The following is a 20,276-nucleotide window of genomic DNA, read 5'->3' as shown; positions in this document are numbered from 1 at the left end:
CAACCACAGGGAAACGACATGAAGATCCTGCAGCCGCCCGACTGGGCGCCGCCGCGCGGCTACGCCAACGGCATGATGACCGAGATGCAGGCTGGCAGCCGCCTGCTCTTCATCAGCGGCCAGATTGGCTGGAACAGCCAATGCGAATTCGAAACGGACGACTTCGGCCTGCAGGTGGCGCAGACGCTGCGCAACGTCGTGGCGGTGCTGGCGGCCGGTGACGCGCGGCCTGAACATATCGTCCGCATGACCTGGTATGTGAAGGACAAGGCCGAGTATGTCGGCGCCTATGGGGCGATCGGCGAACATTACCGGGCCATCATCGGCCGTCATTTCCCAGCCATGACGGCGGTAGAGGTGGCGGACCTGGTCGAACCGCGCGCCAAGGTCGAAATCGAGGTCACGGCGGTAGTACCGCCACTGCGGTAATCCGCCCCCCCGGTTGCAATCGGAGGCGGCGGGCAGGCATGGCACGGCAGCCGCCAGCGCGGCGGCATTGCCGCCCTGGCGCGCGCAAGTCCTTGAAAACTTGAGAAATTGGGTGGCGCGGGATATAATTCGAAAGTTTCGCTTTCAGAACCCTTCACCCTAGCGCCAACCGCTTTCCACCTTCCGCCGCCCCCATCCGCGCCGCCTTTGCCGTCCGCACTCAATGTGACGCAAGGAGCAGGTCGCGACCGGATCCGACCGCATCGGCGCAATGCCGCTGCCGCCGTCACGGATCCAGCCTGGGAGGCACGAGGCGTCGATTGGTCGGTCACGGGGTGAGTCCAGCAGGAGCCTACCCGTGTTACCGTCTTTTCCGTCCGCCATTCTCGCGCTAGCAGACGGCACGGTCTTTCGTGGCTATTCCATTGGCGCTTCCGGCCATACCATCGGTGAAGTGGTGTTCAACACCGCCATCACCGGTTACCAGGAAATCCTCACCGACCCGAGTTACTCGCGGCAGATCGTCACGCTGACGTATCCGCATATCGGTAACTACGGGGTCAACCCTGAGGATGTCGAAGCCACGAAAGTCCATGCCGCCGGCCTGATCATCAAGGATCTGCCGATCCTGGCCTCCAATTTCCGCAAGGAACACACCCTTGCCCACTACCTGAAGCAGGAAAAGGTGGTGGCCATCGCCGGCATCGATACGCGCAAGCTGACCCGTATCCTGCGCGAGAAGGGCGCCCAGAACGGCTGCATCCTGGCCGGCGAGGACAACGTCCAGAAGGCCATTGACCTGGCCCGCTCGTTCCCCGGCCTGGCCGGCATGGACCTGGCCAAGGTGGTCTCGGTCAAGGAACCGTATGAGTGGACCCAGTCCGAATGGAAGCTGGGCGAAGGCTATGGCAAGCAGGAGCAGCCGCAGTTCCACGTGGTGGCCTATGACTACGGCGTCAAGTACAACATCCTGCGCATGCTGGCCGAGCGCGGCTGCAAGGTCACGGTGCTGCCGGCACAGGCCAGCGCGGCCGACGCGCTGGCGCTGAATCCGGACGGGGTGTTCCTGTCCAACGGCCCCGGCGACCCCGAGCCGTGCGACTACGCCATCGCCGCCACGCGCGAGTTCATCGAGCGCGGCATCCCGACCTTCGGCATCTGCCTGGGCCACCAGATCATGGCCCTGGCGGTGGGCGCCAAGACCCTGAAGATGAAGTTCGGCCACCACGGCGCCAACCACCCGGTCAAGGACCTGGACGACGGCCGCGTGGTGATCACGTCGCAGAACCACGGTTTCGCGGTCGATGCCGACACGCTGCCGGCAAACGTGCGCGTCACGCACAAGTCGCTGTTCGACGGTTCGCTGCAGGGCTTCGCGCTGACCGACAAGCCGGCGTTCTGCTTCCAGGGCCACCCGGAAGCCTCGCCTGGCCCGAACGACGTGGCTTACCTGTTCGACCGCTTCATCCAGCTGATGACCGACGCACGCAAGTAAGCGCGCGGCCACAGCGAGAGACACCGGGACACCCATGAACGCCTTCATGCATACCGCTTTTGGCATCACCGATTTCTGGACCTATGTGCTGGGCACGATCTTCATCGTGCTGCTGCCGGGGCCGAACTCGATGTACGTGCTGTCGGTGGCGGCGCAGCGCGGCGTGCGCGCCGGCTACAAGGGCGCGTGCGGGGTGTTCCTGGGCGATTTCGTGCTGATGGTGCTGTCGGCGGCGGGCGTGGCTTCGCTGCTCAAGGCCAGCCCCGCGCTGTTCTATGTGGTGAAGTACATCGGCGCGGCCTACCTGGCGTGGATCGGCTTCAACATGCTGCGCGGCGCGCTGCGCAGCTGGGCCGCGCGCGGCGAGGCCGCCGGCGCGGTGGTGCTGCCGTCGGCCGCGCCGGACCAGTCCGACCCGTTCCGCAAGGCGCTGCTGATCAGCCTGCTGAACCCGAAGGCGATCCTGTTCTTCATCTCGTTCTTCATCCAGTTCGTCGACCCGGCCTTTGCGTACCCGGTGCTGTCGTTCGGCGTGCTGGGGCTGGTGTGCCAGATCTGCAGCTTTGCCTACCTGACCACGATCATCTTCGTGGGCGCGAAGCTGGCCGAGGCGTTCCGGCGCCGCCGTCGGCTGTCGGCCGGCATGTCCAGCGGGGTAGGCGCGATGTTCATCGGCTTCGGCGCCAAGCTGGCGACGGCCACGATGAACTGAGCAAGACGATATTTTCGAATCCGGACGGATTCCCTGATTACCGGCGCGGTCCGCAGGCAAGGCGGGCCGGCCCATAAAGAGAGCGTGCAATGCCAAAACGCACAGACATCAAGAGCATCCTGATCATCGGCGCGGGCCCCATCATCATCGGCCAGGCGTGCGAGTTCGACTACTCCGGCGCGCAGGCCTGCAAGGCGCTGCGTGAAGAAGGCTTCAAGGTCATCCTGGTCAACTCGAACCCGGCGACCATCATGACCGACCCGGCCACGGCCGACGTGACCTACATCGAGCCGATCACCTGGGAAGTGGTCGAGCGCATCATCGAGAAAGAGCGCCCCGACGCGATCCTCCCGACCATGGGCGGCCAGACCGCGCTGAACTGCGCGCTGGACCTGCATCGCCATGGCGTGCTCGACAAGTACAAGGTGGAACTGATCGGCGCGTCGCCGGAAGCCATCGACAAGGCCGAGGACCGCCAGAAGTTCAAGGACGCGATGACCAAGATCGGCCTGGGTTCGGCCAAGTCCGGCATCGCCCATTCGATGGACGAGGCCGTCGCCGTGCAGGCACGCATCGCCCAGGACACCGGCACCAGCGGGTACCCGATCGTGATCCGCCCGTCGTTCACGCTGGGCGGCACCGGCGGCGGTATCGCCTACAACCGCGAAGAGTTCGAAGAGATCTGCAAGCGCGGCCTGGACCTGTCGCCGACGCGCGAACTGCTGATCGAGGAGTCGCTGCTGGGCTGGAAAGAGTATGAGATGGAAGTGGTCCGCGACAAGCAGGACAACTGCATCATCATTTGCTCGATCGAGAACCTGGACCCGATGGGCATCCACACCGGCGACTCGATCACCGTGGCCCCGGCGCAGACCCTGACCGACAAGGAATACCAGATCCTGCGCAACGCCTCGCTGGCGGTGCTGCGCGAGATCGGCGTCGATACCGGCGGCTCCAACGTGCAGTTCTCGATCAACCCGAAGGACGGTCGCATGATCGTCATCGAGATGAACCCGCGCGTGTCGCGCTCGTCGGCGCTGGCATCCAAGGCCACCGGCTTCCCGATCGCCAAGGTCGCGGCCAAGCTGGCCGTGGGCTACACGCTGGACGAACTGAAGAACGAGATCACCGGCGGCGCCACTCCGGCCTCGTTCGAGCCCTCGATCGATTACGTGGTCACCAAGGTGCCGCGCTTCGCTTTCGAGAAATTCCCGCAGGCCGACAGCCACCTGACCACGCAGATGAAGTCGGTGGGCGAGGTGATGGCGATGGGCCGCACCTTCCAGGAATCGTTCCAGAAGGCGCTGCGCGGCCTGGAAGTGGGCGTCGACGGGCTGGACGAGAAGTCCACCGACCGCGACGAGATCGTCGAGGAAATCGGCGAGGCCGGCCCCGACCGCATCTGGTACGTGGGCGACGCGTTCCGCCTGGGCATGTCGCTGGAAGAGGTCTATCACGAGACCGCCATCGATCCGTGGTTTTTGGCCCAGATCGAAGACATCGTCAAGACCGAAGGCCTGGTCAAGTCGCGCACGCTGGACAGCCTGTCGACCGCCGAGCTGCGCTTCCTGAAGCAGAAGGGCTTCTCGGACCGTCGTCTGGCGCGGCTGCTGAAGACCGATGCCAAGGCCGTGCGCGAAGCGCGCATCGCCCAGAACGTGCGCCCGGTCTACAAGCGCGTGGACACCTGCGCGGCCGAGTTCGCCACCAACACCGCCTACATGTACTCGACCTACGAGGCCGAGCATGGCGAGTGCGAAGCCGCACCGACCGACAAGAAGAAGATCATGGTGCTGGGCGGCGGCCCGAACCGGATCGGCCAGGGCATCGAGTTCGACTACTGCTGCGTGCACGCCGCGCTGGCACTGCGCGAAGACGGGTACGAGACCATCATGGTCAACTGCAACCCGGAAACCGTGTCGACCGACTATGACACCTCGGACCGCCTCTACTTCGAGCCGGTGACGCTCGAAGACGTGCTGGAAATCGTCGCGATCGAGAAGCCGGTCGGCGTGATCGTGCAGTATGGCGGCCAGACCCCGCTGAAGCTGGCGCTGGACCTGGAGCGCAACGGCGTGCCCATCATCGGCACCAGCCCCGACATGATCGACGCGGCCGAAGACCGCGAGCGCTTCCAGAGGCTGCTGCAGGAACTGGGCCTGCGCCAGCCGCCCAACCGCACCGCTCGCGCCGAGGACGAAGCGCTGCGCCTGGCGGAGGAGATCGGCTACCCGCTGGTGGTGCGCCCGTCGTACGTGCTGGGCGGCCGCGCCATGGAAATCGTGCATGAGCCGCGCGACCTCGAGCGCTACATGCGCGAGGCCGTCAAGGTTTCGCACGATTCGCCAGTGCTGCTCGACCGCTTCCTGAACGACGCCATCGAATGCGATGTCGACGCCCTGTGCGACGGCAAGCGCGTCTTTATCGGCGGCGTGATGGAGCACATCGAGCAGGCCGGCGTGCACTCGGGCGACTCCGCCTGCTCGTTGCCGCCGTACTCGCTGTCGGCAGAGACCGTGGCGGAACTGAAGCGCCAGACCGCGGCGATGGCCGAGGCCCTCAACGTGGTCGGCCTGATGAACGTGCAGTTCGCGATCCAGCAGAACAACGGTGTCGACACGGTCTACGTGCTGGAAGTGAACCCGCGCGCCTCGCGTACCGTGCCGTACGTGTCCAAGGCCACCGGCATGCAGCTGGCCAAGATCGCCGCGCGCTGCATGGCGGGCCAGTCGCTGGACGAGCAGGGCATCGGCGAAGAAGTCATCCCGCCGTACTACAGCGTCAAGGAAGCGGTGTTCCCGTTCAACAAGTTCCCCGGCGTTGATCCGGTGCTCGGGCCTGAAATGCGTTCGACCGGCGAAGTGATGGGCGTGGGCAAGAGCTTCGGCGAGGCCCTGTTCAAGAGCCAGCTGGCCGCGGGCTCGCGCCTGCCGGAGAAGGGTGCCGTGCTGATCACCGTGAAGGACAGCGACAAGCCGCGCGCGGTGGCCGTGGCCCGCATGCTGCACGACATGGGCTACCCGATCGTCGCCACGCGCGGCACCGCTTCGGCGATCGAGGCCGCCGGCATTCCGGTCAAGGTGGTCAACAAGGTCAAGGACGGCCGACCGCATATCGTCGACATGATCAAGAACGGCGAACTGGCGCTGGTGTTCACCACCGTGGACGAAACCCGCGGTGCGATCGCCGATTCGCGCTCGATCCGTATCTCGGCGCTGGCGCATCGCATTCCTTACTACACCACCATCGCCGGCGCGCGCGCCGCCGTGGAAGGCCTGAAGCACATGCAGAGCCTGGAGGTCTACGACCTGCAGGGCCTGCATGCCTCGCTGGCCTGATGCCGTCAAGGTAAGCCAGCAACACATCGTAGAAGGGCCGGCCGCATTGCGGCGGCACCGCCTGGGAAGTCCGCCGCAGTTGCTGCCGGCGGGCTTCCTGGCCTAAACTACGTCAAATTCGTCGATCGAACCGGCGTGCCCGCGTTCGATCCTGTCTGAAAGCCGCGGTTGAGCGGAAGTGCCCTGGCGGGGTTTGCCGGGGATGGCTCCAGCTCCGCTGCGGCTCATTTTTTTGTTGAACGAAGACATGAGCACCATTCCGATTACCAAGCGTGGCGCAGAACTCCTGAAGGAGGAGTTGCAGCGCCTGAAGGCTGTCGAGCGTCCGGCGGTGATCAATGCCATCTCGGAAGCGCGCGCCCAGGGCGATCTGTCTGAAAACGCCGAGTACGACGCCGCCAAGGAAAAGCAAGCCTTTATCGAAGGCCGCATCCTGGAAGTGGAGGCCAAGCTGTCGGCGGCGCAGATCATCGACCCGACCCAGCTGGATACCGACGGCCGCATCGTCTTCGGTGCGACCGTCGACCTCGAGGACCTGGAGTCCGGCAGCCCGGTCAGCTACCAGATCGTCGGCGATGACGAGGCCGACCTCGACGCCGGCAAGATCTCGGTCAGCTCGCCCATCGCGCGCGCGCTGATCGGCAAGTTCGAAGGCGACGTCGCAACCGTGCTGGCCCCGGGCGGCGAGCGCGAATACGAAGTCATTACCGTACGCTACATCTGATGCCGGCCCGGCCGGCGGGCTTGCGCCTGCGCCGGCCACCGGAAAGGCCGGCTTGTGTTCTCCAGTTCCTATAACAACCTGCCGCCGCTGCCGCACCGCATCTTCCTGCTGCTGACGGTGGTGTGGGCGGGCAGCCTCTGGACCGTCGGCTACATGGTGGCGCCGACGCTGTTTTCGGTACTGCCCAGCCGCGAGATGGCGGGCATGATCGCCGGCCACTTGTTTTATACCGAAGCCATCGTCGGCACGACCATCGGCGTGCTGCAGCTGGTGCTGTGCAACGTGATGATCCGGCGCGGCGCCCAGCGCTACCGCGCCCTGCGCTGGCTGGTGCTGGGCATGTTGTGCTGCGTGCTGGTCGGCTACTTCGGGATCCAGCCGTTCATGGGCAGCCTGAAGGACAAGGCGCTGGCGCTGGGCGTGGGCGTTTCGGAGTCGCCGTACAAGGCGCAATTCGGCATGCTGCACGGCGTGTCGAGCGCCTTCTACCTGCTGCAAAGCCTGCTGGCGCTGGGGCTGGTGTGGCGCGCTTCGGCGCCGCGCTCGGCGGGGGAGTGAGGCTGGCCGCCGGCCCGGCCACAGGCGTGGCGCGCCGGCAGCGGGGCGCCTGGCGGCGACCCGGAGGTGCGGTCAGCGGGTAGCGTTCAGCCCAGCGACTTCTTCTTCTGGCTGGTCGGGCGTACGCGCGAACGCTTCACATTGCCGCCAGCGGTGACGCGCTCGTTGCCAAGCACGGTGACTTCCTTGCGGGTCGGACGGCGGTTCGGCGCGGCGCTGGGTTTCTTTACGGTTACCGTGCGCGGGGCGGCGCCGCCGCGGCGGGCGGGCGTATGGCGGCCCAGGTCTTCGGCCTGGTTTTCCTTCAGGCGCGCTTCGCCCGGACGCCATACCACCAGCAGCTTGCCGATATGCTGGATCGGCGCGGCGCTAAGTTTGTCGCAAATTTCTTCGTAGATGGCAATGCGGGCTTCGCGGTCATCGCCGAACACGCGGATCTTGATCAGGTCGTGCGCGGCGAGGCTGCGGTCGATCTCGGCCAGCACGTTGCGGGTCAGGCCTTCGGCGCCGACCATCACGACCGGGTTCAGGGCATGGGCTCGGGAGCGCAGGTCGGAGCGCTGGGCGGGGACTAGTTGTAGAGCAGGCATAGGTTGGCGCTGAATAAGGCGCTTGAAATAGTGATAGAGCGCGGGGCGCTGGTCATCGGCGCTGCAGCCCGTGCCGGTCGTGACACGGCGGGCGGGCAAAACAGGCTGCCGACAGCCGCCGTGGAGCGGCAAGCCGAGATGCGGATTGGCGCGTATTATCCGTCAATCCGGCACTGACGGGCAGCAAAAACATCAAAACAGTAGAAAACCTTCACCACTGGCATGGGCCGGCGGGCGCGGGGCAGGAAACAGGCTGGTATCTGGCATGGCAAAGAACAAGTTCAACCATTCGTGGCTGCACGACCACATCAACGACCCTTACGTCAAGATGGCGCAGCGCGAGGGCTACCGCGCCCGCGCTGCTTACAAGCTGAAGGAAATCGACGAGCAGGACAAGTTGATCCGCCCTGGCCAGGTCATTGTCGACCTGGGCGCGGCGCCCGGCAGCTGGAGCCAGTACGCGCGCAACAAGCTGGCGGACTCGCCCCGGGCCAAGGACGGCAAAATTGACGGCGCCGTCGTGGCGATCGACCTGCTGCCCATGGAGGCTGTCGCGGACGTCACTTTCATCCAGGGCGATTTCCGCGAGGAGACGGTTTTCCGCGAACTCGAAAGTGTGGTACTGGACGCCTCCGGCGGCAACAAGATCGACCTTGTTTTGTCCGACATGGCCCCCAACTTGTCCGGTGTGGCCTCCGCCGATGCTGCCCGGATCGAGTACCTGTGCGATCTGGCGCTGGAATTCGCGCAGGCCCACCTTAAGCCGGAGGGGGCATTGCTGGTAAAGTGTTTCCACGGGAGCGGCTACAGCCAGATCGTGGAAAAGTTCAAACGGCAGTTCAAAGTGGTCGCGAAGCGCAAGCCCAAGGCGTCGCGCGACAAGTCTTCCGAAACCTTTATCCTTGGGCGCTACCTCAAGGCAGTGGATTGACCGATCTCGATACAAGCCAGGGCGGAATAAGAAATGTAGAGGGAAATACCCTCACCCGGTGCTATCGGCATCATAGTTTCTCTGTTTCCCCTCGAGGGCGGGGGCTGCATTACAATGCAGCTATCCGTTGGCAAGGCAATTGCAAAGGAGTTCGGCCTTGAATAACAACCTGTTTCAAAAGGCGGCAATCTGGCTCGTGATCGCGCTGGTGCTGTTTACCGTCTTCAAGCAGTTCGACAAGCCCCGTGCGCAGGATAGCGTCACCTATTCGCAGTTCATGGATGACGCCAAGAACGGCAAGGTGTCGCGTGTCGACGTGCAGGGCCGCAACCTGGTGATCTCGCCCAAGGAAGGCGCCAAGTACACCATCATCTCGCCGGGCGACATCTGGATGGTCGGCGACCTGATGAAGTACGGCGTGCAGGTCACCGGCAAGGCGGACGACGAACCCAACGTGCTGGTCCAGGCCCTGTATTACCTTGGGCCGACCCTGCTGATCATCGTGTTCTGGTTCTACATGATGCGCCAGATGCAGGGTGGCGGAAAAGGCGGCGCATTCTCATTCGGCAAGTCGCGTGCGCGCCTGATCGACGAGAACCAGAACGCCGTCACGTTCCAGGACGTGGCCGGCTGCGACGAGTCCAAGGAAGAAGTGGTCGAGCTGGTCGACTTCCTCAAGGATCCGCAGAAATTCCAGAAGCTGGGTGGCCGCATCCCGCGCGGCGTGCTGCTGGTCGGCCCTCCGGGCACCGGCAAGACGCTGCTGGCGCGCGCCATCGCTGGCGAGGCCAAGGTGCCGTTCTTCAGCATCTCGGGTTCCGACTTCGTTGAAATGTTCGTTGGCGTGGGCGCTGCCCGCGTGCGCGACATGTTCGAGAATGCCAAGAAGCAGGCGCCGTGCATCGTGTTCATCGATGAAATCGACGCGGTCGGCCGCCATCGCGGCGCCGGCATGGGCGGCGGCAACGACGAGCGCGAACAGACCCTGAACCAGATGCTGGTCGAGATGGACGGCTTCGAGGCCAACTCGGGCGTGATCGTGATCGCCGCGACCAACCGTGCCGACGTGCTGGACAAGGCGCTGCTGCGTCCGGGCCGCTTCGACCGCCAGGTCTACGTGGGCCTGCCGGACATCCGCGGCCGCGAGCAGATCCTGAAGGTCCATATGCGCAAGGTGCCGATCGGCAACGACGTCGACGCATCGGTGATCGCGCGCGGTACCCCGGGCTTCTCGGGCGCCGACCTGGCCAACCTGGTCAACGAGGCCGCGCTGTTCGCCGCCCGCCGCAACAAGCGCGTGGTCGACATGCAGGACTTCGAGGACGCCAAGGACAAGATCTACATGGGTCCGGAGCGCAAGTCGACGGTCATGCGCGAGGAAGAGCGCCGTGCCACGGCTTACCACGAGTCGGGCCACGCGGTGGTGGCCAAGCTGCTGCCCAAGGCGGACCCGGTGCACAAGGTCACCATCATGCCGCGTGGCTGGGCGCTGGGCGTGACCTGGCAGCTGCCCGAGCATGACAAGTATTCGAAGTACAAGGACAGCATGCTGGAAGAGGTGGCCATCCTCTTCGGCGGCCGCGCGGCGGAAGAGGTCTTCCTCAACGCCATGAGCACGGGCGCTTCCAACGACTTCGAGCGCGCCACCAAGATCGCGCGCGACATGGTGACCCGCTTCGGCATGAGCGACTCGCTGGGCGCGATGGTGTACGTCGATACCGAGCAGGACGGCATGTTCGGCAAGCTGTCGTCGAAGACCGTGTCTGAAGCCACGCAGCAGAAGGTCGACGCCGAGATCCGCCGCATCATCGACGAGCAATATGCGCTGGCCAAGCGCCTGCTCGAAGAGAACCGCGACAAGGTCGAGGCCATGACCAACGCGCTGATGGAGTGGGAAACCATCGATGCCGACCAGGTCAACGACATCATGGCCGGCAAGCCGCCGCGCCCGCCGCGCAGCGCGTCGGGACCCAACGGTGGCGGCAGCACGCCTTCGGGCGGCTCGCCGGTGGCGCCGACCAACGCGCCCGCGACGGCCTGAGCCGGCGCGCGTCCTGGTGACGATGCCGTCGTGATGGCTGTGTAGTGCCTGTCCCTGAAGCCGGTGCCTGGTGCACCGGCTTTTCCTTTTTTGCGCGGCGAACCCGTGCGCATCGCCATAGCCTTCTACCTTGCAGCAGACCACTCAGACCCGGCACTTCCAGTGCGGCCGTTTCCGCTTTGCCCTGGACCAGCGGCCGCTGGTGATGGGCATCCTCAACGTCACGCCCGACTCCTTTTCCGACGGCGGCCAGCATGCCAGCCGCGACGGGGCGTTGCGCCATGCCGAGCAGATGATCGCCGAGGGCGTCGACATCATCGACATCGGCGGAGAATCGAGCCGGCCCGGCTCGGCGGCGCTACCGCTCGAGGACGAGCTGGCGCGCGTGATCCCCGTGGTGGAAGCGCTGCGCGACTGCGGCAAGCCGTTGTCGATCGACACCTATAAACCGGAGGTGATGCGCGCCGCGCTTGCGGCCGGAGCCGATCTCATCAACGATATCTGGGGCTTGCGCATGCCAGGCGCGGTCGAGGCGGTGACGGGCGGACAAGCGGGCCTGTGCGTGATGCACATGCAGCGCGATCCGCAAACCATGCAGGAGGATCCGCACTACACCGACGTGGTTGCCGAAGTGGCGCAATTCCTGGCCGGGCGCGTCGCCGTACTGCGTGCCGCGGGAATCGACGATGCCCGGATCTGCCTCGATCCGGGGTTTGGCTTCGGCAAGACACCGGATCATAATTTGCGCCTGCTCGGGCAATTGCCGAAGCTGGCCCTGGACGGCCTGCCGGTACTGGCGGGCATCTCGCGCAAATCCACGCTGGGTGCCATCCTGGGCGGCCGGCCGCCGCAGCAGCGCATCGCCGCCAGCATCGCCGCGGCGGTATGTGCGGTGGAGCGCGGTGCGTTGATCGTGCGCGTGCATGATGTGCAGCAGACCGTCGATGCCGTGAAGACCTGGTGGGCCGTGCGCAACGAATCCGTCAACGCGGACTGAGCCGCCGGGCGCCGACGCCGGACGGCGCAACGAAGACAGAACATAGAAGAGAAGGGAAACAAGGAATGACACGCAAGTATTTCGGAACAGATGGCGTGCGAGGCAAGGTCGGCGACGCGCCGATCACGCCAGACTTCGTGATGCGGCTGGGCCATGCCGCGGGCAAGGTGCTGGCACATGGCGCCAGGACCGGGCAGGGCAAGCCCACCGTGCTGATCGGCAAGGACACGCGCATTTCTGGCTACATGCTGGAAGCCGCGCTGGAAGCCGGCTTCACATCGGCGGGGGTGCATGTGCTGCTGACCGGGCCGCTGCCCACCCCTGGCATTGCCTACCTGACGCGGGCGCTGCGGCTGTCCGCAGGCGTGGTGATCTCGGCCAGCCACAACCCCTACTACGACAACGGCATCAAGTTCTTCTCGGCCAGCGGCGACAAGCTGCCCGACGCGGTCGAGGCGGCGATCGAAGCAGCCCTCGACGAGCCCATGGTGTGCGCCCCCTCCGACGACCTGGGGCGCGCCCGCCGCATCGACGATGCCGCCGGCCGCTATATCGAATTCTGCAAGAGCACCTTCCCGTACGAACAGGACTTGCATGGCCTGAAGCTGGTGGTCGACTGCGCCCATGGCGCGGCCTATCACATCGCGCCGCCGGTGTTTCATGAACTCGGCGCGGACGTGGTCGCCATCGGCAACCAGCCGAACGGACGCAATATCAACGCCGGCTACGGCGCCACCGCGCCGGAGAAGCTGGTCGAGGCGGTCAAGGCCAACGGCGCCGACCTGGGCCTGGCCTTCGATGGCGACGCTGACCGGCTGCAGGTAGTGGACGCGGATGGCCGGCTCTACAACGGCGACGAACTGCTGTACCTGATCGTGCGGGACCGGCAGGCCGCCGGGCAGGCGGTACCCGGTGCCGTTGGCACGCTGATGACCAATATGGCGGTGGAACTGGCGCTCAAGCGCGAGGGCGTGGATTTCGTGCGCGCCAAGGTGGGCGACCGCTATGTGCTTGAGGAGCTGAACAAGCGCAAATGGACGCTGGGCGGCGAGGGTTCCGGCCATCTGCTGTGCCTGGACCGCCACAGCACCGGCGACGGCATCGTGTCGGCCCTGCAGGTGCTCGGCGCGCTGCGTCGCAGCGGCAAGACGCTGGCGCAACTGCTCGACGGCGTGAAGCTGTTCCCGCAGACGCTGATCAATGTGCGCGTGCAGAAGGGTTTCGACTGGCAGACCCATGCCGGCCTGCAGGCAGCGCGGGCCGCGGTGGAACCGGAACTGGAAGGCCGCGGCCGGGTGCTGATCCGTGCCTCGGGCACTGAACCCGTGGTGCGCGTGATGGTCGAAGCGGAGCAGGCCGACATGGCCGAGCGCGCAGCCAGGAAGCTGGCGGACGCGCTAAGTGCCTGAGGGCTCCCTCCAAGGTACGAACGCCGGGCTCGTCCCGGCGTTTTTTTATCGCTCTTCGCAATTAACCGCCGTCATATTGTCCTCGCCGCGACACGGCCAGATCCCGACAATGCCTTGCTGGAGGCCTGCTTCAAGAAGATTTGAAGATGTCACGGAATTGTCATACAGCCAGCATAAAGTTCGTCTTGTCAAAAATTTGTCATTCCCAACCAATGTTCTCTGGAGGACATATGAAGCTGGTCAAGACTGCCGTGGCAGGCATCGTTTCGATGGTGGTGGCGGGTACTGCGTTCGCGGCGGAAATTACCGGTGCAGGCGCGTCTTTCCCGGCGCCCGTGTATTCCAAGTGGGCCGACGCATATAACAAGGCAACGGGCAACAAGGTCAACTATCAATCGATCGGCTCGTCGGGCGGCATCAAGCAGATTGGCGCCAAGACAGTCGATTTCGGTGCCTCGGACGCGCCGCTGAAGGACGAGGATCTGAACAAGCAGGGCCTGGTCCAGTTCCCCACGGTGATCGGCGGCGTGGTGCCGGTGATCAACCTGCAAGGCGTGAAACCGGGCGAACTGACCATCACCGGCGAAGTGCTGGCCAACATCTACCTGGGCAAGATCAAGAAGTGGGACGATCCCGCGATCAAGGCGCTGAACCCCCACGCCAAGCTGCCCAGCCAGGACATCCTGCCGGTGCGTCGCGCCGACGGCTCGGGCACCACCTTCATCTTCACCAACTACCTGTCCAAGGTCAGCGCTGACTGGAAGAGCACGGTGGGCGAGGGCACCACGGTCAACTGGCCGGGCGGCGGTACCGGCGGCAAGGGCAACGAGGGCGTGGCCGCCTTCGTGCAGCGCCTGAACGGCGCCATTGGCTATGTCGAGTACGCCTACGCCAAGCAGAACAAGATGACCCACCTGAACATGAAGAACGCGTCGGGTGCCGTGGTCAAGCCGGGCGACGACGCCTTCAAGGCGGCTGCCGCCGGCGCGGACTGGAGCAAGAGCTACTACCAGATCCTGACCAACCAGTCGGGCAAGGATGCCTGGCCGATCGCCGGCGCGACCTTCATCCTGGTGCACAAGAACCAGGACAAGCCGGCACAGGGCGCGGAAGTGCTGAAGTTCTTCGACTGGGCCTACAAGAACGGCACCGGCATGGCCGCCGACCTGGACTACGTGCCGCTGCCGGAAAACGTCGTCAACCAGATCCGCACGACCTGGAAGACGATCGTCAAGGACTCTGCAGGCAAGGCGCTGTACTGATCTGACGGTATCGCCGGCTCGCGTGCACGCGTGCACGCGCGGGCCGGCGAACCCTCCCGAATTTTCCGACATGGCGACTATCCCCTCCGACACCCGCAGCGTCCAGCCTCCAAGCCGGCTTGGCGACCTCCTGTTCGGCGGCCTCACGCGCGGCGCCGCCATCGTGACGCTGCTGCTGCTGGGCGGCATCATCGTCTCGCTGGCGATCAGCGCGTGGCCCTCGATCCAGACCTTCGGCGCGCGCTTCCTGTGGTCCGCGGAGTGGGATCCCCCCGCCGATGTCTATGGCGCGCTGGTGCCGATCTACGGCACTATCGTGACCTCGCTGATCGCACTGATCATCGCGGTGCCGGTCAGCTTCGGCATCGCCCTGTTCCTGACCGAGCTGTCGCCCGCCTGGCTGCGCCGGCCGCTCGGCACCGCCATCGAGCTGCTGGCCGCGGTGCCGTCGATCGTGTACGGCATGTGGGGCCTGCTGGTGTTCGCACCGATCTTCGGCGAGTATTTCCAGAAGCCCCTGGCCGCCACGGTGGGCCAGCTGCCGGTGATCGGCAAGCTGTTCCAGGGAGCGCCGCTGGGCATCGGCCTGCTGTGCGCGGGGGTGATCCTGGCGATCATGATCATTCCGTACATCGCCTCGGTGATGCGCGACGTGTTCGAGGTCACGCCGGTGCTGCTCAAGGAATCCGCCTACGGTGTGGGCTGCACCACCTGGGAAGTGATGTGGAACGTGGTGCTGCCCTACACCCGCGCCGGCGTCATCGGCGGCGTAATGCTGGGCCTGGGCCGCGCGCTGGGCGAGACCATGGCGGTCACCTTCGTCATCGGCAATACCAACCTGCTGGACAGCGCCTCGCTGTTTTCGCCGGGCAACAGCATCACCTCGGCGCTCGCCAACGAGTTCGCCGAAGCCGGCGCCGGCTTGCATACGGCCGCGCTGATGGAGCTGGGCCTGATCCTGTTCTTCATTACCTTCGTGGTGCTGGCGCTGTCCAAGCTGTTGCTGCTGCGACTGGCAAAAAATGAGGGCGCCAAATGAGCCAAGCGAGTCAAGCCGTGTCTTCTGTATCGATTCCCGCGGTGCGCCCTGATGCCGATGCGGTGCGCGCGCGCCTGCAGGGCCGCCGCCGCCGCGTCAACCTGTACGCGCTGACCGCGTCGCTGGTGGCCATGGGCTTCGGCCTGTTCTGGCTGGCGTGGATCCTGTGGACCACCGTCTCGCTGGGCGTGGGCGGACTGTCGCTGGACCTGTTCACGCAGATGACCCCGGCCCCCAATACCGCCGGCGGTGGCCTGGCCAACGCGATCTTCGGCAGCTTCGTGATGGTCGGCATGGCCACGCTGTTCGGCACGCCGCTGGGCATCCTGGCCGGCATCTACCTGGCTGAGTACGGCAAGAGCTCGCCGCTGGCCAGCCTGATCCGGTTTATCAACGACATCCTGCTGTCGGCGCCGTCGATCGTGATCGGACTCTTTGTCTACGCGCTGGTGGTGACCCGCATGGGCCACTTTTCGGGCTGGGCGGGCATCTGCGCGCTGGCGCTGCTGCAAGTGCCGATCGTGGTGCGCACCACCGAGAACATGCTGAACCTGGTGCCCAACGCGTTGCGCGAGGCAGCCTTCGCACTGGGCACGCCCAAGTGGAAAATGGTGCTGTCGATCACGGTAAAGTCATCGTACGCCGGGATTGTGACCGGCGTGTTGCTCGCGGTGGCCCGCATCGCCGGCGAAACCGCGCCGCTGCTGTTCACCGCGCTGTCCAACCAGTTCTGGACCAGCGACCTGAACAAGCCGATGGCCAACTTGCCGGTGACGATCTTCCGCTTTGCCATGAGCCCGTTCACCGAATGGCAGCAGCTGGCCTGGGCGGGTGTGTTCCTGATTACGATCGGTGTGCTGGCCCTGAATATCCTGGCGCGCATCCTGTTCAAGAAATAAGCGGCGCGGCCGGTATCCGCCCCGCCCCAAGACTGCAAGCGAGAAAACGCAATGACCTCCACCGTCATCGACATTCCCGATTCGGTACGCGCCAAGATCGACGTGCGCAACCTGAACTTCTACTACGGCCAGTTCCATGCGCTGAAGGACATCAACATGTCGATCCCGGACCGCAAGGTCACGGCCTTCATCGGCCCGTCGGGATGCGGCAAGTCGACGCTGCTGCGTACCTTCAACAAGATGTACGCGCTTTATCCCGAGCAGCGCGCCGAGGGCGAGATCAACATGGACGGCGACAACCTGCTGACCGCCAGGCAGGACATCGCGCTGCTGCGCGCCAAGGTCGGCATGGTGTTCCAGAAGCCGACGCCGTTCCCGATGTCGATCTACGACAACATCGCCTTCGGCGTGCGCCTGTTCGAGAAGCTGTCGCGCTCGGAAATGGATGACCGCGTGGAGTGGGCGCTGACCAAGGCGGCACTGTGGAACGAGGCCAAGGACAAGCTGCACCAATCGGGCTACGGCCTGTCCGGCGGCCAGCAGCAGCGGCTGTGCATCGCGCGCGGCATCGCCATCCGCCCCGAGGTGCTGCTGCTGGACGAGCCATGCTCGGCGCTCGACCCGATTTCCACCGGCCGCATCGAAGAGCTGATCGCGGAACTGAAGGACGAGTACACCGTGGTGATCGTGACGCACAACATGCAGCAGGCGGCGCGCTGCTCCGACTACACCGCTTACATGTATCTGGGCGAACTGATCGAGTTCGGCGAGACCGAGAAGATCTTCATCAAGCCGCACCGCAAGGAAACGGAAGACTACATTACCGGCCGGTTCGGCTGACGGGCAAAGCAGGGACTAGCATATCCATAAGCGGCCAGGAGAATCCCATGACTGACAAGCATCTGTCGACCCAGTTCGACGCCGACCTCAACGCCATCAATACCAAGCTGCTGCAGATGGGCGGGCTGGTCGAGTCGCAGATCGAGATGGCCATGCGCGCGCTGACCGACTTCGACGGCGAGGCCGCCGACCAGGTCATCGCCCGCGAGCTGGAGCTCAACGCGCTGGAAGTCGAGATCGATGCCGATTGCGGCAATATCATCGCCCGGCGCCAGCCGACCGCGCGCGACCTGCGCCTGGTGATGGCCATCTCGAAGACCATCACCAACCTGGAGCGCGCCGGCGACGAGGCCGAAAAAATCGCCAAGCGCACCAAGCACATCATGGAAGATGCGTCGGCGCACAGCATCAACTACGCCGAGGTCAAGCTGTCGGGCGAGATGGCGATCTCGCTGCTGCGCCAGGCGCTGGACGCCTTTGCCCGGCTCGACACGGTGGCGGCGGCGCGCATCGTCAAGGACGACAAGGCCATCGACGAGGAATTCCGCGGCTTCGTGCGCAAGCTGATCACGTACATGATGGAGGACCCGCGCACGATCTCGGTCGCGCTGGATTTCCTGTTCATCGCCAAGGCCGTCGAGCGCATCGGCGATCATGCCAAGAACATCGCGGAATTTATTATTTACATTGTCAAGGGGACGGACGTCCGCCATGTCTCGCGCGAGGACATGGAGCGCGAAGCGCTGAGCTGAGATCAGCCGCCCACGGAGAACCATACACATGCCTAGCAGTATTCTCGTTGTCGAAGACGAACCGGCGATCGCCGAGCTGATCGCCGTGAACCTGCAGCACGCGGGGCACTATCCGATCCGGGCCTATAACGCCGAGCAGGCGCTGTCGCTGATGAGCGACGTGCTGCCCGACCTGGTGCTGCTCGACTGGATGCTCCCGGGCAAGTCGGGCGCGAACTTCGCCAAGGAGTTGCGCGCCAACGACCGCACCCGGCAGATTCCGATCATCATGCTGACCGCGCGCGGCGAGGAGCAGGACAAGGTGATGGGGCTGGAAGCCGGTGCCGACGACTATGTCACCAAGCCGTTCTCGCCCAAGGAATTGCTGGCGCGGATCAAGGCCGTGCTGCGCCGCCGCGCGCCGCAGTTGACCGACGACGTGGTGGCAATCAACGGGCTGCGGCTGGATCCCGCCACGCACCGGGTCACCGGCCAGGACGACAGCGGCCCGATCAAGCTGGACCTGGGCCCCACCGAGTTCCGCCTCCTGCACTTCCTGATGACGCACCCTGAGCGGGTGCACAGCCGGTCGCAATTGCTCGACCAGGTGTGGGGCGACCATGTCTTTGTCGAGGAACGCACCGTCGACGTCCATATCAAGCGCCTGCGCGCGGCGCTGACCCCCGGCGGCTACAGCAACATGATCGAAACCGTGCGCGGCAGCGGCTACCGGCTCGCGCGCACCCCGGGCGCCTGAGGCGCCGGGCGGGGGCCCACGCCGCTGGCAGGGCGCGGCGAAATCGTGGCACACTCCGTCGCAACCCTGCAGCCAGCCGATTCCCGGGCTGGCTGCGAGCCTGAACCCTGCGCATGAATGTCATCTGGGCCCGTTCCGTGGCCATCCTGATCAGCCTGCTGGTGCTGTCCGCCGGCGTCTACCTGGCCGTCGGCCCGGTGCCGGCGCTGGCGCTGGCCTGCGTTTCGCTGCTCGGGCTGCTGTTCTACTACCTGTACCAGATCAACCGGCTGTGGAAGGTGCTGGACGCGCCGGTCTACGGCGAGATTCCCAGCGCGCTCGGCCTGTGGGGCGAGGTGTATTACCGCCTGCACCGGCTGGTCAAGCGCTGGCGCACCCAGGTGCTGCAGGTCGAGCAGCAGCACACGCGCTTTATCCAGGCGATCCAGGCCTCGCCCAACGGCGTGCTGATGCTCGATGACGCCGACCAGATCGAATGGTGCAACGACGTCGCCGAGCAGCATTTCGGCCTGAACGCGCGGCGCGACGTGCGCCAGCGCATCACTCACCTGATCCGCCGGCCGGAGTTCGTCCACTACCTGACGCGGCAGCAGTTCGACGATCCGCTGGTGATGCGCGACATGGGCGAGCACAAGCACAGCGTGATCGCGGTCCAGATCCTGCCCTACGGCGACAACCGCAAGCTGGTGATCACGCAGGACATCACCAAGCTGGAGAACACCGAGGCGATGCGGCGCGACTTCGTCGCCAATGTCTCGCATGAACTGAAGACGCCGCTGACGGTGATGACCGGCTTCCTCGAGACCGTGCGCGACCTGCCGGTGTCGGAGGATGACCGGCGCCGCTACATCGACATGATGCTGGCGCAGTCGGTGCGCATGCAAAGCATCGTCGAAGACTTGCTGGCGCTGGCCAGGCTGGAAAGCGACGCGCAGCCGCCCGGCCATGACGTGGTGCCGATCCGCGCCATGGTGGCGCACCTGATGCACGACGCCGAGGCGCTGTCGCAGGGCCGGCACCATGTCGCCGCGGAGATCGACCCGACCGTGGGCATGCGGGGCGCGGAGACCGAACTGATGTCCGCGCTGGGCAACCTGGTCTCGAACGCCGTGCGCTACACCCCGGAGGGCGGCCGTATCACCATGCGGCTGGCCTGGGAAGACGGCCACGCGGTGTTTTCGGTGACCGATACTGGCCTGGGCATCGCGCCCGAGCATATTCCCCGCCTGACTGAGCGCTTCTACCGCGTCGACCGCAGCCGCTCGCGCGACACCGGCGGGACCGGGCTGGGCCTGGCCATCGTCAAGCACGTGCTGTCGCGCCACCATGCGGAACTGCGTGTCACCAGCGAGGAGGGCCGGGGCAGCGTGTTCCGCGTGGTGTTCCCGCAGGAGCGCAGCCAGCGCTCCGCCGCCGAAAGCGCGGACAGCCCGGTGCCGGGGGCAGGTCCGACGATCGCGCCGCAATCACCGGACAGTTCGCGGCGCGCCGCCTGACCGCAACAGGAAACCCCGCCGCGGCGGG

General features: G+C 65.3%; 18 protein-coding genes. 17 read left to right on the top strand and 1 reads right to left on the bottom strand.

The window, feature by feature from the left end; genetic code table 11:
- Positions 1–18 precede the first annotated feature (18 nt).
- The 6 genes from E5S69_RS29020 (at position 19) to E5S69_RS28995 (ending at position 7,256) form a co-directional block, all read left to right on the top strand.
- Positions 19–429, top strand: a complete 411-nt coding sequence (locus tag E5S69_RS29020) for a RidA family protein (protein ID WP_171517879.1) — start codon at positions 19–21, stop codon at positions 427–429.
- 358 nt (positions 430–787) lie between these two features.
- Entirely contained in the window at positions 788–1,924 is a 1,137-nt protein-coding gene (carA, locus tag E5S69_RS29015; protein WP_171517878.1) for a glutamine-hydrolyzing carbamoyl-phosphate synthase small subunit, read from the top strand.
- A gap of 34 nt (positions 1,925–1,958) precedes the next feature.
- Positions 1,959–2,636: a leucine efflux protein LeuE gene (gene leuE / locus E5S69_RS29010; protein ID WP_171517877.1), complete on the top strand. Its 678-nt coding sequence runs from the start codon at positions 1,959–1,961 to the stop codon at positions 2,634–2,636.
- An 89-nt stretch (positions 2,637–2,725) separates the two neighbouring features.
- Positions 2,726–5,974: a carbamoyl-phosphate synthase large subunit gene (gene carB / locus E5S69_RS29005; RefSeq protein ID WP_171517876.1), complete on the top strand. Its 3,249-nt coding sequence runs from the start codon at positions 2,726–2,728 to the stop codon at positions 5,972–5,974.
- Positions 5,975–6,221: 247 nt separating this feature from the next.
- Positions 6,222–6,698, top strand: coding sequence for a transcription elongation factor GreA (gene greA, locus E5S69_RS29000; protein WP_092309418.1), 477 nt, complete (start codon positions 6,222–6,224; stop codon positions 6,696–6,698).
- Between the two features lie 54 nt (positions 6,699–6,752).
- The gene (locus E5S69_RS28995; protein ID WP_171517875.1) at positions 6,753–7,256 is read left to right on the top strand and encodes a DUF4149 domain-containing protein; all 504 of its coding nucleotides are present in this window, start codon (positions 6,753–6,755) and stop codon (positions 7,254–7,256) included.
- Between the two features lie 86 nt (positions 7,257–7,342).
- Here the strand turns inward: E5S69_RS28995 and E5S69_RS28990 are convergent, their stop codons facing one another.
- Positions 7,343–7,846 carry a YhbY family RNA-binding protein gene (locus E5S69_RS28990; RefSeq protein ID WP_171517874.1) on the bottom strand — a complete coding sequence of 168 codons (504 nt, stop codon included), beginning with the start codon at positions 7,844–7,846 and terminating at the stop codon, positions 7,343–7,345.
- 265 nt (positions 7,847–8,111) lie between these two features.
- On the opposite strand from E5S69_RS28990, the gene E5S69_RS28985 reads away from it, so the two are divergent.
- The 11 genes from E5S69_RS28985 (at position 8,112) to phoR (ending at position 20,248) form a co-directional block, all read left to right on the top strand.
- Positions 8,112–8,777 carry an RlmE family RNA methyltransferase gene (locus E5S69_RS28985; protein ID WP_171517873.1) on the top strand — a complete coding sequence of 222 codons (666 nt, stop codon included), beginning with the start codon at positions 8,112–8,114 and terminating at the stop codon, positions 8,775–8,777.
- A gap of 157 nt (positions 8,778–8,934) precedes the next feature.
- Complete coding sequence (gene ftsH, locus E5S69_RS28980) at positions 8,935–10,818, top strand: ATP-dependent zinc metalloprotease FtsH (protein ID WP_171517872.1); 1,884 nt, start codon at positions 8,935–8,937, stop codon at positions 10,816–10,818.
- A 205-nt stretch (positions 10,819–11,023) separates the two neighbouring features.
- Complete coding sequence (gene folP / locus E5S69_RS28975; RefSeq protein WP_236901468.1) at positions 11,024–11,815, top strand: dihydropteroate synthase; 792 nt, start codon at positions 11,024–11,026, stop codon at positions 11,813–11,815.
- Between the two features lie 65 nt (positions 11,816–11,880).
- On the top strand, positions 11,881–13,224 hold the full coding sequence (glmM, locus tag E5S69_RS28970; RefSeq protein ID WP_171517870.1) for a phosphoglucosamine mutase: 1,344 nt from the start codon (positions 11,881–11,883) through the stop codon (positions 13,222–13,224).
- A gap of 230 nt (positions 13,225–13,454) precedes the next feature.
- Positions 13,455–14,486: a phosphate ABC transporter substrate-binding protein PstS gene (gene pstS, locus E5S69_RS28965; protein WP_171517869.1), complete on the top strand. Its 1,032-nt coding sequence runs from the start codon at positions 13,455–13,457 to the stop codon at positions 14,484–14,486.
- Positions 14,487–14,556: 70 nt separating this feature from the next.
- Positions 14,557–15,525, top strand: a complete 969-nt coding sequence (gene pstC, locus E5S69_RS28960) for a phosphate ABC transporter permease PstC (protein WP_171517868.1) — start codon at positions 14,557–14,559, stop codon at positions 15,523–15,525.
- Positions 15,522–16,424: a phosphate ABC transporter permease PstA gene (gene pstA, locus E5S69_RS28955; protein ID WP_171517867.1), complete on the top strand. Its 903-nt coding sequence runs from the start codon at positions 15,522–15,524 to the stop codon at positions 16,422–16,424. The genes pstC and pstA overlap by 4 nt, the downstream gene beginning before the upstream one ends.
- Positions 16,425–16,475: 51 nt before the next feature.
- The gene (gene pstB, locus E5S69_RS28950; protein ID WP_010814309.1) at positions 16,476–17,264 is read left to right on the top strand and encodes a phosphate ABC transporter ATP-binding protein PstB; all 789 of its coding nucleotides are present in this window, start codon (positions 16,476–16,478) and stop codon (positions 17,262–17,264) included.
- A gap of 47 nt (positions 17,265–17,311) precedes the next feature.
- Entirely contained in the window at positions 17,312–18,016 is a 705-nt protein-coding gene (gene phoU, locus E5S69_RS28945; RefSeq protein ID WP_171517866.1) for a phosphate signaling complex protein PhoU, read from the top strand.
- 28 nt (positions 18,017–18,044) lie between these two features.
- Positions 18,045–18,752: a phosphate regulon transcriptional regulator PhoB gene (gene phoB / locus E5S69_RS28940; protein ID WP_022535813.1), complete on the top strand. Its 708-nt coding sequence runs from the start codon at positions 18,045–18,047 to the stop codon at positions 18,750–18,752.
- A 113-nt stretch (positions 18,753–18,865) separates the two neighbouring features.
- Positions 18,866–20,248: a phosphate regulon sensor histidine kinase PhoR gene (gene phoR, locus E5S69_RS28935; protein ID WP_171517865.1), complete on the top strand. Its 1,383-nt coding sequence runs from the start codon at positions 18,866–18,868 to the stop codon at positions 20,246–20,248.
- The last annotated feature ends 28 nt before the right edge of the window (positions 20,249–20,276 follow it).

This window comes from Cupriavidus necator (genome assembly GCF_013141915.1).
Lineage (GTDB): Bacteria > Pseudomonadota > Gammaproteobacteria > Burkholderiales > Burkholderiaceae > Cupriavidus > Cupriavidus necator_B.
Note: the sequence above shows the minus strand (reverse complement) of the source record. Positions and strands in the feature narration are given on the sequence as shown.

Excerpts from the sequence above, each read along its gene's own strand:
- E5S69_RS29020 (WP_171517879.1), top strand. The coding sequence starts at position 19 with ATGAAGATCCTGCAGCCGCCCGACTGGGCGCCGCCGCGCGGCTACGCC.
- leuE (WP_171517877.1), top strand. The coding sequence starts at position 1,959 with ATGAACGCCTTCATGCATACCGCTTTTGGCATCACCGATTTCTGGACC.
- carB (WP_171517876.1), top strand. The coding sequence starts at position 2,726 with ATGCCAAAACGCACAGACATCAAGAGCATCCTGATCATCGGCGCGGGC.
- greA (WP_092309418.1), top strand. The coding sequence starts at position 6,222 with ATGAGCACCATTCCGATTACCAAGCGTGGCGCAGAACTCCTGAAGGAG.
- E5S69_RS28990 (WP_171517874.1), bottom strand. The coding sequence starts at position 7,846 with ATGCCTGCTCTACAACTAGTCCCCGCCCAGCGCTCCGACCTGCGCTCC.
- E5S69_RS28985 (WP_171517873.1), top strand. The coding sequence starts at position 8,112 with ATGGCAAAGAACAAGTTCAACCATTCGTGGCTGCACGACCACATCAAC.
- folP (WP_236901468.1), top strand. The coding sequence starts at position 11,024 with ATGGGCATCCTCAACGTCACGCCCGACTCCTTTTCCGACGGCGGCCAG.
- glmM (WP_171517870.1), top strand. The coding sequence starts at position 11,881 with ATGACACGCAAGTATTTCGGAACAGATGGCGTGCGAGGCAAGGTCGGC.
- pstS (WP_171517869.1), top strand. The coding sequence starts at position 13,455 with ATGAAGCTGGTCAAGACTGCCGTGGCAGGCATCGTTTCGATGGTGGTG.
- pstC (WP_171517868.1), top strand. The coding sequence starts at position 14,557 with ATGGCGACTATCCCCTCCGACACCCGCAGCGTCCAGCCTCCAAGCCGG.
- pstA (WP_171517867.1), top strand. The coding sequence starts at position 15,522 with ATGAGCCAAGCGAGTCAAGCCGTGTCTTCTGTATCGATTCCCGCGGTG.
- pstB (WP_010814309.1), top strand. The coding sequence starts at position 16,476 with ATGACCTCCACCGTCATCGACATTCCCGATTCGGTACGCGCCAAGATC.
- phoU (WP_171517866.1), top strand. The coding sequence starts at position 17,312 with ATGACTGACAAGCATCTGTCGACCCAGTTCGACGCCGACCTCAACGCC.
- phoB (WP_022535813.1), top strand. The coding sequence starts at position 18,045 with ATGCCTAGCAGTATTCTCGTTGTCGAAGACGAACCGGCGATCGCCGAG.
- phoR (WP_171517865.1), top strand. The coding sequence starts at position 18,866 with ATGAATGTCATCTGGGCCCGTTCCGTGGCCATCCTGATCAGCCTGCTG.